13 protein-coding genes are annotated in these 13,336 nt (G+C 58.6%); 6 read left to right on the top strand and 7 right to left on the bottom strand.

Annotated features, from left to right (window positions below; all coding sequences use genetic code 11):
* Positions 1-3: 3 nt before the first annotated feature.
* The 3 genes from FS804_RS08225 to ubiE form a co-directional block, all read right to left on the bottom strand.
* Complete coding sequence (locus FS804_RS08225; RefSeq protein ID WP_063949517.1) at positions 4-918, bottom strand: sterol desaturase family protein; 915 nt, start codon at positions 916-918, stop codon at positions 4-6.
* Between the two features lie 163 nt (positions 919-1,081).
* Positions 1,082-2,656, bottom strand: a complete 1,575-nt coding sequence (ubiB, locus tag FS804_RS08220) for a 2-polyprenylphenol 6-hydroxylase (RefSeq protein ID WP_144576094.1) — start codon at positions 2,654-2,656, stop codon at positions 1,082-1,084.
* Between the two features lie 36 nt (positions 2,657-2,692).
* Complete coding sequence (gene ubiE / locus FS804_RS08215) at positions 2,693-3,469, bottom strand: bifunctional demethylmenaquinone methyltransferase/2-methoxy-6-polyprenyl-1,4-benzoquinol methylase UbiE (protein WP_144576092.1); 777 nt, start codon at positions 3,467-3,469, stop codon at positions 2,693-2,695.
* Positions 3,470-3,612: 143 nt separating this feature from the next.
* On the opposite strand from ubiE, the gene mutM reads away from it, so the two are divergent.
* From mutM to dnaA, 4 genes are all read left to right on the top strand, one after another.
* A complete protein-coding gene (gene mutM, locus FS804_RS08210) occupies positions 3,613-4,509 on the top strand; it encodes a bifunctional DNA-formamidopyrimidine glycosylase/DNA-(apurinic or apyrimidinic site) lyase (protein WP_063949520.1) in 897 nt (298 codons plus the stop codon).
* Between the two features lie 32 nt (positions 4,510-4,541).
* Positions 4,542-5,315, top strand: coding sequence for an enoyl-CoA hydratase (locus FS804_RS08205; protein ID WP_063949805.1), 774 nt, complete (start codon positions 4,542-4,544; stop codon positions 5,313-5,315).
* A gap of 195 nt (positions 5,316-5,510) precedes the next feature.
* Positions 5,511-5,777, top strand: coding sequence for a 30S ribosomal protein S20 (gene rpsT / locus FS804_RS08200; protein ID WP_006310170.1), 267 nt, complete (start codon positions 5,511-5,513; stop codon positions 5,775-5,777).
* Positions 5,778-6,520: 743 nt separating this feature from the next.
* Positions 6,521-8,110, top strand: a complete 1,590-nt coding sequence (dnaA, locus tag FS804_RS08195) for a chromosomal replication initiator protein DnaA (RefSeq protein WP_371417828.1) — start codon at positions 6,521-6,523, stop codon at positions 8,108-8,110.
* 68 nt (positions 8,111-8,178) lie between these two features.
* On the opposite strand, the gene hemW is transcribed toward dnaA, so the two are convergent.
* The 3 genes from hemW to rph are packed head-to-tail and all read right to left on the bottom strand — an operon-like array spanning position 8,179 to position 10,762.
* Positions 8,179-9,378 (bottom strand): radical SAM family heme chaperone HemW, encoded by a 1,200-nt coding sequence (gene hemW, locus FS804_RS08190; RefSeq protein ID WP_144576372.1) that lies wholly within the window; start codon positions 9,376-9,378, stop codon positions 8,179-8,181.
* A 5-nt stretch (positions 9,379-9,383) separates the two neighbouring features.
* Complete coding sequence (gene rdgB, locus FS804_RS08185; RefSeq protein WP_144576088.1) at positions 9,384-10,028, bottom strand: RdgB/HAM1 family non-canonical purine NTP pyrophosphatase; 645 nt, start codon at positions 10,026-10,028, stop codon at positions 9,384-9,386.
* A 17-nt stretch (positions 10,029-10,045) separates the two neighbouring features.
* A complete protein-coding gene (gene rph, locus FS804_RS08180; protein WP_063949523.1) occupies positions 10,046-10,762 on the bottom strand; it encodes a ribonuclease PH in 717 nt (238 codons plus the stop codon).
* 136 nt (positions 10,763-10,898) lie between these two features.
* Here rph and hrcA point away from each other — a divergent pair, with 136 nt between their 5' ends.
* Entirely contained in the window at positions 10,899-11,990 is a 1,092-nt protein-coding gene (hrcA, locus tag FS804_RS08175) for a heat-inducible transcriptional repressor HrcA (RefSeq protein WP_063949524.1), read from the top strand.
* Positions 11,991-12,106: 116 nt separating this feature from the next.
* A complete protein-coding gene (gene grpE, locus FS804_RS08170) occupies positions 12,107-12,742 on the top strand; it encodes a nucleotide exchange factor GrpE (RefSeq protein WP_063949525.1) in 636 nt (211 codons plus the stop codon).
* Positions 12,743-12,823: 81 nt separating this feature from the next.
* Here the strand turns inward: grpE and ptsN are convergent, their stop codons facing one another.
* Positions 12,824-13,285 carry a PTS IIA-like nitrogen regulatory protein PtsN gene (ptsN, locus tag FS804_RS08165; protein ID WP_004439537.1) on the bottom strand — a complete coding sequence of 154 codons (462 nt, stop codon included), beginning with the start codon at positions 13,283-13,285 and terminating at the stop codon, positions 12,824-12,826.
* Positions 13,286-13,336 lie beyond the last annotated feature (51 nt).

The following is a 13,336-nucleotide window of genomic DNA, read 5'->3' as shown; positions in this document are numbered from 1 at the left end:
GGATCAATTTATCTTTGTATCTTTACCGATGATCTGGCGCACACCATCCTTTGTAAACGGCTGCACAAGCTGCGGCACAAAACCCTTCGCGATCTCACCCTTGATGCCGATATCGGTGGATGAGGGCCGGTCGGGATTATGGTAGGAGCCGAAGATGATGTCGAAGATGACGAGGTTCTCGCCGTAATTGGTATTCCCTTCCGGAAGTTGTTTGGAGTGATGCCAGCGGTGCAGGCGCGGCGTGCTGAAGACGTAATCGAGCAGCCCTGTTTTCATATCGACGTTGCAATGGGTCAAAATACCGATGAAGGCGGTCACGGCACCCAGCCACCAGAAAACCTGAAGCGGTGCGCCCATGAAATAAAGCGGTATCTGGCTGAGCGCGATCTTGAACAGGGAATCGGCCACATGGAACCGCCCCGTATTGACGACCCAGAGACGCACGACGCTGTGGTGCAGGGCATGGAACCGCCAGAAAAAAACAGTTTCATGGGCGATGCGATGGGCCCAGTAGAGGCCGAATTCGGCAACCGTCACCGCAAGCGCGACCTGCACCACCATTGGCAGATGCGCCGGCCACAGGTCAAAGCGCATGGCCGCGAGCGGCTGCAGCACGTTTGCCGCCAGCATCGGGAAAATGGCAGATGCGGCTGCGGCAAGTTGCACGATCCCCTTGGTCAGAAGCGTATGGCCGATGCTGGTCATCGTCTCGCCATCCCCTTCGAGCCATTCGACCTCGTAGGGAATGTAACGCTCGAGAAGAAAGAGAGCGATGACCGCACATGCATAAACACTGAGAAACGCTGCGATCGGATGGCTGCTCGTGAAGGCGAAGTAAGACCCTACGAGGCCGCCACCAAAAACGAGTGGCCAGGACGAATAGGACAGGGTCTGTTTCAGTATCTGCGCTTTTGCCATCACAATAAAATCCCGTACGGCATCATCCGTCTCTCACACCCGCGCACTATCGCGGCTCCAAAGCAGCCCTTTACCCCGCACAACCTGCCCGACCGAATGACAGGCCAGGTCTTTATCACCTCGAGACGTTACACAAACATGGCACGGGAAGGTGCCGAGATGTTCAGCTCACTTTGATGGCAATATAAAGAAGCGTCAGCGCAATAACCCACAGCGCTATCCGCCCCCACCTGGTATGGCGCGCTTCCGCCCTGCCGATGGCTTCTGCGGTCTGGGCATCGAAACGCAAACCGTTCTCGCTCATATACATCAGTTCGGAATGCAGCTTTTCCGTTTTGGCGGCTATCTCCGGCGCTGCCTCGGCGAGCTTGAGGGCAGCCTTCACGCCATCCTTCAGATCCGTGACGATGCGTTTCGGGCCGAGATTGTCCCTGATCCAGCCACTGACAACAGGATCAGCCGCCTTCCACATGTTGAAGCGTGGATTGAGCATGCGCGAGACGCCTTCCACCACCACCATGGTTTTTTGCAGCATCACGAGTTCCGGCCGCGTTTCCATGTCGAAAAGCTCCGTGACTTCAAAGAGAAGGGTCAGGAGCTTACCCATGGAGATCGTCTCGGCCGGTTGGCCGTGAATAGGCTCGCCGATGGCGCGGATCGCCTGTGCGAAACTCGCTATGTCGTGATGGCCCGGCACGTAACCGGCCTCGAAATGCACTTCCGCCACCCGCATGTAATCGCGCGTGATGAAGCCGTAGAGGATTTCGGCGAGAAAACGCCGTTCCTTTTTGCCGAGCCGTCCGGCAATCCCCATATCGACGGCGACTATCATGCCCTGCGGATCGACGAAAAGATTGCCGGGATGCATGTCGGCATGGAAAAAACCGTCGCGCAGGGTGTGGCGCAGGAAGGACTGGATCAGTGTGTCGGCAAGCTTGTTCAGGTCGTGACCGGCGGCCTTCAGGCCCTCGATATCCGACATCTTGACGCCGTCGATCCACTCCATGGTGACGACGTCACGACCGGTGCGTTCCCAGTCGACTTCGGGAACACGAAAGCCGGGGTCTTGCCTGGTGTTTTCCGCAAGCTCGGAAAGGGCGGCGGCCTCAAGCCGCAGATCCATCTCGATCTTGGTCGTCTGCTCCAGCGTGCGCGTCACTTCGACCGGTCGCAGACGACGGGCCGAACGGACAAAGCGCTGTTGCAGGTCGGCGATCAGATACATCGCCTCAAGATCGTTCTGGAAGCGTTGCCGCACGCCGGGGCGGATGACCTTGACGGCCACCTTGCGCGGTCCCTTCGGTGTATCCACAATTGCCGGATGAACCTGGGCAATGGAGGCGGCGGCGATAGGATCGCCAAATTCCCTGTAGAGTTCAGAAACGGGCCGGCCGAGCGAACCTTCAATATTGGCTTTCGCCGCCGCAGGCGGGAAAAAGGCCATGCGGTCCTGAAGGCTTGCCAGATCGTCGGCAAATTCTGCCCCGACCACATCCGGCCGGGTGGCGAGAAACTGGCCCATTTTCACATAGGAAGGCCCCAGCCGCTCGACCGCCACAGCCAATCTGTCGCTGCGTTGCCTCTGTTTTGCCTTGCTGCGGGCAAAGGGCTTCAGCAACGCCTTCAATACCTGCGCGGGCGCAGGCAGATCGTCGGACGGCAGGGCGAGCACGACGCCTTCGCGCACGAGAACCCAACCAACCCTTGCGAGGCGGAAATATGCGCCCAAAGTGCTCATGCTTATGCTTGTCTCCTGCCTTTGCCGGCCATGGTCTTAGAGCTTCCAGCCGGAATGCAGGGCGGCGATGCCGCCGGTGTAATTGGTATAGGTCACACGGGAGAAACCGGCGGTGCGGATCATCGTCGCAAAATCCTCCTGATTGGGAAATTTGCGGATCGATTCGACCAGATACTGATACGGTTCAGCGTCGCCGGTGATCATCTTGCCGAATTGCGGAATGGCGTTGAACGACCAGGCGTCGTAAACGCGGTCAAGCAACGGCATCTCGACTTCGGAAAATTCCAGCACCAGCAGCCGCCCGCCGCGCTTCAGCACACGATGCGCTTCCTTCAGCGCCACGTCGATGCGCGGCACATTGCGAATGCCAAAGGCAATCGTATAGGCGTCGAAGCTGTTCGCCTCAAAGGGTAGCTCCTCGGCATTGGCCTCCACGAAGGTCAGATTGTCCGAAAGCTTCTTTTTAGCCGCGCGCTCTTCGCCAACGGCAAGCATCGAGCCGTTGATATCGAGAACGGTGGCATGCGCCAGACGGTTGGAAGCTTCGATGATCCGGAAGGCGATATCACCTGTACCACCAGCCACGTCCAGAACCTTGTAGGAGGGATCCTTGCGCGGCGAAAGCGAGGAGACCATAGCGTCCTTCCACAGCCGGTGCAGGCCGGCCGACATGACGTCGTTCATGATATCGTAGCGCTTGGCCACCTTGTTGAAGACCTCGTTGACCATCCCCTGCTTCTGGCCTTCGTCCACCTTGTGGAAGCCATAGGACGTTTCCATGCCGCCTTGGGCAGTGGTACGGGCGTCGGTCATCGTCTGTCTCCATATTTATTGCGTGGCGGACCATAGCGGAAACGCCATGGCGACGCTATCTGTTGCCGCATCGCCTGGGCGCGACATTTCGCGTGCACTTTATAGACCACATGGTCCTAACGAAAAACTGCCGGATAAGCCAGATGCCAGAATTGCCAGAAGTCGAAACCGTCAGACGCGGCCTTGCTCCTGCCATGGAGGGGGCAAGGGTTCGCAAGCTCCGCCTCGGCCGCCCCGACCTGCGGTTTCCGTTTCCAGAGGATTTCGCGGAGCTTATCGAGGGGAAGACAATCGTCTCGCTCGGAAGACGGGCGAAATATCTTCTGATCGAGCTGGAGGACGGGCTGACGATCGTGTCCCATCTCGGCATGTCCGGCTCTTTCCGTGTGGAAGCGGAGGCCGATGCAGAAGGCAGCGTACCCGGCGTATTCCACCATCCCCGCTCGAAGGACGGCAAGCATGACCACGTCGTCTTTCATCTCGACAGGGGAGTTGAGCGTGTCTCCGTCATCTATAATGATCCGCGTCGCTTCGGCTTCATGCATCTGGTGGAGCGCAACAAGCTCGATCTTTATCCCGCATTTGCGGAACTTGGCCCGGAGCCAACAGGCAATACGCTGAGCGCCGATTATCTCGCAAGCCGGTTCGACGGTAAAAGCCAACCGCTGAAAAGCACGCTGCTGGATCAGAAGGTCATTGCCGGCCTTGGCAATATCTATGTGTGCGAGGCGCTTTGGCGTGCGCATCTGTCGCCACTGCGGGCGGCAGGAACGCTGGTGACGAAAGCGGGCAAGCCCAAAGCACAACTCGTCGACCTGACGGAGAAAATTCGCGATGTCATCGCCGATGCCATCGCCGCCGGGGGCTCATCATTGCGCGACCACATACAGACGGACGGCACGCTCGGCTATTTCCAGCATTCCTTTTCGGTCTACGATCAGGAAGGTCAGCCTTGCCGGACACCCGGATGCGGGGGTACGGTCGAAAGGATCGTCCAGGCCGGCCGTTCGACATTCTATTGTGCCGCCTGCCAGAAGTGACATTGTTGGAGTACGGAAAAGGGGAGATTGCCGTGGATTATGAAACGATATTGGTTGAGAAACGCGACGAGGTGGGTGTCATCACCCTCAATCGTCCGAAGGCCCTCAACGCCCTCAATTCAGCGCTTCTGAAAGAACTGCGGCACATTCTGTCTTCATTTTCGAACGATGATTCCATCGGAGCGATCATTATTACCGGCTCCGAAAAGGCCTTTGCCGCTGGCGCTGATATCAAGGAAATGCAGGGGCTGGATTTCGTTGACGCCTATGTCGGCGATTTCCTCGGCGGCTGGGACGAGGTGGCCGCGACCCGCAAGCCCGTGATCGCTGCAGTCTCGGGCTTTGCGCTAGGAGGCGGCTGTGAACTGGCAATGATGTGCGATTTCATCATCGCCTCCGAGACCGCAAAGTTCGGCCAACCGGAGATCACCCTCGGCGTTATCCCGGGCATGGGGGGCTCACAGCGGCTGACGCGGGCGGTCGGCAAGGCAAAGGCCATGGATCTGGTTCTGACCGGACGCATGATGGATGCGGCTGAAGCCGAACGCGCCGGTCTCGTCTCTCGCGTCGTGCCCGCTGCAAGTCTGATGGATGAGGCCACGGAGGCTGCAACGCGCATCGCCTCGCTGTCACGCGCCTCCGTGCTCATGGCCAAGGAAAGCGTCAATCGCTCCTTCGAGGTGCCGCTGTCGGAGGGCCTGAGATTTGAAAGGCGCTCCTTCCAGTCGCTGTTTGCCACGGCGGATCAAAAGGAGGGCATGGCGGCCTTTGTCGAAAAGCGCAAACCCGCTTTTCGGAATCGCTAAGGATTCGGAATATCGGCGCTTTTAAGCGTTTTGCGCGTTGACGGGCGTAAGCTTTAGCGGTATATGCCCGCCCACGGTTAAGGAAAGCCATCCGGCTTGTCCGAAATTACTCCCGCATTCTTGGGTTACCTGAGGTCTTCGAACGACCCGATCCTATGGTTGCGGAATTTGGTTTGAATTCGAAGAGAGGCATACATGGCCAATACAACTTCGGCGAAAAAGGCGACCCGCAAGATCGCTCGCCGTACCGCAGTCAACAAGGCTCGCCGTTCGCGCGTTCGCGGCTTCATTCGCAAGGTCGAGGAAGCAATCGCTACCGGTGATCTCGCTGTCGCTACCGAAGCTCTGAAGGCTGCCCAGCCAGAGATCCAGCGCGCAGCCACCCGCGGCGTCCTGCACGGCAACACCGCATCCCGCAAGGTCTCGCGTCTCGCCCAGCGCGTTAAGGCTCTTTCGGCCTAATCCGGCTAATCACAATTAACTATTCAGAAAGCCTGGTCTTTTGACCGGGCTTTTTGTGATTCTAACTGGCCGTTAACCATTGCCGTCGTAACGTGACAAACGCGTGTCAAACAGACGACAGGAAAATAAAAGTAAAATCAATATGTTATCGGAGGTCTTCTCGAGGATGGCAGGCTTTCTCTACGGAAGTCGCATCGAGATTTGAGTCAAGAAGATTTTTATTTTTTCGGTAAAAACGGCTCTTGGAAATTGCCAAAATTGAATCTCATTGATTCATAAGCGATTCTGCTTAGCACCCCTTCGGTGATGCAAAACGGCCTTTGCGAGTCAATGGCCGTTCTCCGTTTTTGCAGAAAAAACGCCATTGATCTCTACCCACGATCCTGCCTAAATGCATTTCAACAAGGGGTGCGGATCTCAGTCCACAGATTATCTCGATGATCGTCATCGGCGATATTCACCTTCTTGCTGGCGGTTCCTTCGGGGTCCGTTTTTTCAAGTCATGGAGCTTTTTGTGCCGTTTCGGTCTCGGAACGGGATGGGTTCTTTTGTCTTCAAGAATGCGCCTTAAGGTTGTAGCGAAAGGAGCGTTTTTAGCGTGTCGCATGCCTCTCTATGAGGGGGAGGAAAAAGGGATAACCGACTCGCAAACGGGTAAGAGCTCTGGTGTTCTTTCGAGGGGGACACTGGGGGCATAAATAAACGAGGGGGATCCCTGACGATCGATCTTTGATCGTCAGGCTATGATTGGCAATTTGAAAGGCGGCAATATGCAATTGAATTTGGCGATGGGTGCGGTGGCTGATGGGGACCGCGCACCAAAGGCATGTGATGCAGCTTGCTCAGACGCGGCAGGGGACAAATCGGCTGTGACGCACGATGCGCTATTTGAACGTTTCAGCGCGCGGCTCAAGGCACAGGTTGGCCCGGAGGTCTATGCAAGCTGGTTCGCACGGCTCAAACTCCATTCCGTTTCGAAAAGCGTCGTCCGTTTTACAGTTCCGACGACTTTTTTGAAGTCCTGGATCAACAACCGTTATATGGATCTGATCACGAACCTCGTTCAAAGCGAGGACCCGGATGTGCTGAAGGTGGAGATTCTGGTCCGCTCGGCCAGCCGCCTGGTGCGCCCGTCCCAGATCGATGACAAGGCGCAGCCCGCTGCGGATGCCGGTGCAGCGCCACGTAACAAGTCCTTTATTCCGTCGCAGCCAGCCGCGGCCCCCGTGGCGCAGCCTGCCGCAGTGCAGTCTACCATGCGCCAGGGCGGGTCAGGGCCGTTGTTCGGTTCGCCGCTCGACACACGCTTCACCTTCGATACCTTTGTCGAAGGCTCGTCCAACCGCGTCGCACTTGCGGCGGCAAAGACGATCGCCGAAGCCGGTGCGGGTGCCGTGCGCTTCAATCCGCTGTTCATTCACGCGGGCGTTGGCCTCGGCAAGACACATCTTCTGCAGGCGATTGCCAATGCGGCGATAGACAGCCCGCGCAATCCGCGCGTGGTCTATCTGACGGCGGAATACTTCATGTGGCGGTTTGCGACCGCAATCCGCGACAATGATGCGCTGACGCTGAAGGACACGCTGCGTAACATCGACCTGCTCGTCATCGATGACATGCAGTTCCTGCAGGGCAAGATGATCCAGCACGAATTCTGCCATCTGCTCAACATGCTGCTCGACAGCGCCAAGCAGGTCGTGGTCGCAGCTGATCGTGCGCCATGGGAGCTGGAATCGCTCGATCCGCGTGTCCGTTCCCGCCTTCAGGGTGGTATGGCCATCGAAATCGAAGGTCCTGACTACGACATGCGCTACGAGATGCTGAACCGCCGTCTCGGCTCGGCCCGTCAGGACGATCCGTCCTTCGAGATTTCGGACGAAATCCTGACCCATGTGGCGAAAAGCGTGACGGCAAGCGGTCGCGAGCTGGAGGGCGCCTTCAACCAGCTGATGTTCCGTCGCTCTTTCGAGCCGAACCTCTCGGTCGACCGTGTCGATGAGCTGCTGTCGCATCTCGTCGGAACGGGTGAGGCCAAGCGTGTCCGTATCGAGGATATCCAGCGCATCGTCGCCAAGCACTATAATGTGTCACGGCAGGAGCTGGTGTCCAACCGCCGCACCCGCGTCATCGTCAAACCGCGCCAGATCGCCATGTATCTCGCCAAGATGCTGACGCCGCGTTCCTTCCCGGAGATTGGTCGCCGGTTCGGCGGGCGCGATCACACCACGGTTCTGCATGCCGTGCGCAAGATCGAGGAACTGATCTCTGGCGACACAAAACTCGGCCATGAGGTCGAGCTGCTGAAGCGTCTGATCAACGAAAACAACGCATGAAAAAAGCGGCCTCAGGGCCGCTTTTTTATTCTCATCTTGCTCTATGGCTCGTACAAGGCGCGCTGATGTCAGCAGGCGAGATCAGCCACCACGGCATCCAGAATAAGCATGCCTGATGGTGTGCAGCGCAGGCGGGAATTGCCGAGCCTCTCCACGAAACCGTGCTGAAGAAGAAACTCTTCCTTTTCCGGGTCAAGGTCGCGGCCGGAAAGGTCGCTCCAGCGGGCGAGGTCGATGCCCTCGCGCAGGCGAAGTCCCATCAATAGCAATTCGTCGGCCTGCTCGTCGACGCCAAGCAGTTCCTGATCGATCATGCCATGGCCCTCCCGTTCGACGGTTTCGAGCCAAGTCTCGGGGTGGCGTTCGGTGGCCGTTGCGAGCTTGGAAACGCCACGCGTCAGGCGTCCATGCGCGCCGGGCCCAATGCCGGCATAGTCGCCATAACGCCAGTAGGTGAGGTTATGGCGACTTTCGGCGCCGGGCTGGGCATGGTTGGAGACCTCATAGGCCGGCATGCCGTAACGTTCGGTAATTTCCTGCGTCGCCTCATAAAGCACGGCCGAATGTTCGCCGTCAGGCACGATGAGCTTGCCGGCCTTGTGCAGGCCATAAAAGGGCGTGCCTTCTTCGATTGTCAGCTGATAGAGCGACAGATGGTCGACGGCGTAGGAGACGGCTTCCTTTAGCTCGGCGTCCCATTCCGCCACCGTCTGGTCCGGCCGGGCATAGATGAGGTCGAAGGACATGCGCGGAAAAATCTCCCGCGCCAGCCGGATGGCTTTCAATGCGTCGGCGACATCGTGCAGCCGTCCGAGAAATTTCAGGTCGCGGTCATTCAGCGCCTGCACGCCGAGGGAGACACGGTTTACTCCCGCCGCGCGATAACCACGAAACCGCTCTGCCTCAACGCTGGAGGGATTAGCCTCCATGGTGATCTCGATACCATCGGGCACATGCCAGAAACGCGCCACGCCATCCAGCAACGCACCAACCGTCTGCGGGTCCATCAGCGATGGCGTACCGCCGCCCATGAAGATGCTGGTGACGACGCGCGGGCCGCTCAGCGACCGCATATGTTCCATTTCCCGCAGGAAGGCAGCCGTAAACCGCTCCTGATCCACCGGGCGGTGGCGGACATGGCTGTTGAAGTCGCAATAGGGGCACTTGGCCGCGCAGAAGGGCCAGTGCAGATAGATCCCGAAACCGGGATCGCCCGTATCCGGCAGAAGCGATGCGCCGGGGGCAGAAAGTTGATGCTCCCCGACCATCGGGTTCATGCCTCCAGGCAGGTTTCTACGAATTTTTTAAAGGCGCGCGCCCGATGCGACAGCGCAAAGCTGTCGCCGTGCTTCCAGCCGTGTTTCTCTTCCGCCGTCATCTCACCGAATGTGGTGTCGTAACCCTCGGGTTTGAAGATCGGATCATAACCAAACCCACTGGTTCCGCGCGGCGGCCATACGACTGTGCCTTCCACCTCTCCACGGAAGTATTCGACATGGCCGTCGGGCCAGGCGAGGCACAGCACGCTGACGAAACGGGCCGTGCGATCTTCCGGCTTTGAGGCGCCGCGTTCGGAAAGCGCATCCTCGACCTTCTGCATCGCCATGGCGAAGTCGCGCGTGCCGTCAGCCGTCTCCGCCCAGTTGGCGGTATAGACACCGGGCGCACCGTCAAGCGCGTCGATGACAAGCCCGGAATCGTCAGACAGGGCCGGCAGGCCGGACGCCTTGGCGGAGGCAAGCGCCTTGATGGCGGCATTTTCCTCGAAGGTGGTCCCGGTTTCGTCAGGCTCGACAAAATTGAGCTCGGCCGCCGATTTGGCGGAGAAACCGAAAGGCCCGATCAGATCGGCGATTTCGGCGATCTTGCCCTTGTTGTGGCTGGCGACGACGATCGTTCTGGTATCGAGCTTGCGCATGGTACTTTCCTGTCGGCTCAGGCGATCGCCTGTTTCTGAAGGGCGACCAGCTCGCTGCAGCCGGCCTTGGCGAGACCGAGCAGCGTCAGGAATTCTTCTTCGGAAAAGGGCGCGCCTTCAGCCGTTCCCTGAACCTCAACGATACCGCCCGAGCCGGTAATGACGAAATTCGCGTCGGTCTCGGCAGAAGAATCCTCGAGATAGTCGAGATCGATCACCGGCTGGCTGGCGAAGATACCGCAGGAGATCGCGGCAATATGGTCCTTCAGAACCTTCTCGACCTTGATCATGTTGCGGGTTTCCATCCACTTCAGGCAATCATGCAATGCAATCCATGCGCCAGTAATGGAGGCGGTGCGGGTGCCGCCATCGGCCTGGATGACATCGCAGTCGATGCTGATCTGGCGCTCGCCAAGTGCCTGCAGGTCAACGACGGCGCGCAGCGAACGGCCTATGAGACGCTGGATTTCCTGTGTGCGTCCGCCCTGCTTGCCAGAGGCAGCCTCGCGCTTCATACGCTCATGGGTGGATCGCGGCAGCATGCCGTATTCGGCGGTGACCCAGCCCTTGCCGCTGTTGCGCAGCCACGGCGGGGTCTTTTCTTCAAGACTGGCGGTAACTAGCACATGCGTGTCGCCAAACTTCACGAGACAGGAGCCCTCGGCATGCTTCGAGAAATTGCGCTCGAAGGAAACCTTGCGCATCTGGTCGGTTTTTCTGCCTGAAGGCCGCATATGATCCACTCTCCATGTTGGTTCCTGCCTTCTAAGACGCGGGCCGTTCTTTTGCAAAGCCAATTTCCATTTTGCCGGAGCCGCGCGACGCATTATATTAGCCACGACAGGACACAGACGACAAAGAACGGACGAGATGGGTTTTTCTGCACCGCTTTCAAAAGATCAGGCATCCCTGCTGGATGAAAGGTCGCGGGAAATTTTCCGGCGCATCGTCGAAGGCTATCTCGATACGGGCGAACCGCTCGGGTCGCGCAGTCTGTCGCGACTTCTGCCGATGTCGCTTTCGCCTGCTTCCGTTCGCAATGTCATGAGCGACCTTGAAGAGCTGGGCCTCATCTATTCGCCGCATATCAGCGCCGGGCGCTTGCCCACGCAGACGGGATTGCGCTTTTTCGTCGATGCCTTCATGCAAGTGGGCGATCTGCCCGCCGAGGAAAGGGCCAATATCGATCGCCAGATCGGGCCCGTCGCTGGCCACGAGCAATCGCTGGACGGATTGCTGACAGAGGCGAGCCGTATGCTCTCGGGCATGTCGCGCGGTGCGGGGCTCGTGCTGACCGCGAAAAACGACGTTATTCTGAAACATGTGGAATTCATCCGCTTGGAGCCGACCAAGGCACTTGCCGTGCTGGTGGGCGACCATAATCAGGTGGAGAACCGCATCATCGAGTTGCCGGCGGGCATTTCCTCGTCGCAACTGACCGAGGCGGCGAATTTCATCAATGCCCACCTGTCGGGCCAGACGCTGCAGGAACTGCGCAGCCAGTTTCAGACGCAGCGGGCGGAACTTCAGTCGGAGCTCGGCACGCTGGCACAGGACCTCGTCGAGCGCGGCCTTGCCATGTGGGCTGGCGACAGCGAGGACGGCAAGCTTGGCCGCCTCATCGTGCGTGGTCGCTCCAACCTGCTGGAGGGACTTGCCGGTGAAGAAGACATCGACCGGGTCCGGCTGCTGTTCGACGATCTCGAGCGCAAGGAAAACCTCATCGAAATCCTCAATCTTGCTGAAAGCGGGTCAGGCGTGAGGATTTTCATCGGTTCGGAAAACAAGCTGTTTTCGCTGTCCGGCTCCTCGCTGATCGTCGCGCCCTATCGCGATGAGGACAATCGAGTCGTGGGTGCGGTCGGCGTCATCGGCCCGACGCGGCTGAATTATGCCCGTATCGTGCCAATGGTGGATTACACCGCACAGATCATGGCGCGCCTTTCCCGCAAGCAGCGATAGGGCGGCCCCCGGGTCCCCCAAGAGATTGCGGCAAGCTTTTCGCCGCAAGCCTTGATTTTTGCCCGTCAAAGCTCGATATCGGGCGCAACCACTAACTGTCTAATCTGGAGAACGTCATGACCGACGATACAAAAAAGCCCGGACCTGACGCGGACGTCGCGGAAGAGTTTGTCGAACCTGCCCAGGCAGGTGAAGAACAGGCCGAAACGGCAGAGCCCGATCCGGTGGAGGTGCTCAAGGCTGAGAACGCCGATCTGCGCGATAAATTCCTGCGCCTTGCCGCCGAGATGGACAATCTTCGCCGCCGCACCGAGCGTGATGTCAAGGATGCCAAGGCCTATTCGATGGCTGCCTTTGCACGCGATATGCTTGCCGTTTCCGATAATCTTCGCCGCGCGCTGGAAGCCATTCCCGATGAGCTCAAGACCAATGGCGAAGCCGGTCTCAACGGCCTGATTGAGGGCGTGGAGATGACCGAGCGGTCAATGCTGTCGACGCTGGAACGCCACGGCGTGAAGAAGATCGATGCCGAGGGCCAGAAGTTCGACCCGAATTTCCACCAGGCCATGTTTGAAATTCCCAACACGGCCGTTCCCAACAACACCGTATTGCAGGTGATTCAGGCCGGTTTCACCATTGGCGACCGCGTTTTGCGCCCCGCTATGGTCGGTGTCTCCAAGGGCGGCCCGAAGGCGGAAGCTGCTGCCTCGGCCGAACCGGGCACCGCGTCCGTGAACGAAAAAGACGCTTGAGGACATCCGTTTGGATGTAACGAAAAACGCGCCTTCTGGGCGCGTTTTTTATTGCCATTAACTGGGAAAGAAGGCCTGCCGTCAGGCAGCCGTCGCCTGTTCCTGATTAAGGAACGCGTATATTGCGGTGTCGGAATCGGTAGCACGCAGCTTGGCCACCAGTTCAGGGTCGCGCAGGGCCCGCGCAATGCGCGAAAGAGCCTTCAGATGATCGGCGCCGGCGCCCTCCGGTGCGAGCAGAAGAAATACGAGATCGACGGGCTGATCGTCCAGTGCCTCGAAATCAACCGGCGTTTCAAGACGCGCGAAAACCCCGGTGATCTGCTGAATGCTGTTAAGCTTGCCATGCGGAATGGCAATGCCGTGGCCGACACCAGTCGAACCGAGCTTTTCACGCTGGAGGATGACGTCGAAAACTTCCCGTTCCGAGACTCCGGTAATTCTGGCTGCCTTTGCGGCCAGCTCCTGAAGCAACTGCTTTTTGGAATTCACCTTGAGGGCGGGAATAATCGCATCTTGTTGCAGCAGATCTGCCAACGCCATTCTCTTTTTCCTTCATGCCATCGAGAGAGGTGGGGGACAGAGGCGCTTTCG

This window comes from Agrobacterium sp. DE0009 (assembly GCF_007680755.1).
Taxonomy (GTDB): Bacteria; Pseudomonadota; Alphaproteobacteria; order Rhizobiales; family Rhizobiaceae; genus Agrobacterium; species Agrobacterium tumefaciens_B.
Note: the sequence above shows the minus strand (reverse complement) of the source record. Positions and strands in the feature narration are given on the sequence as shown.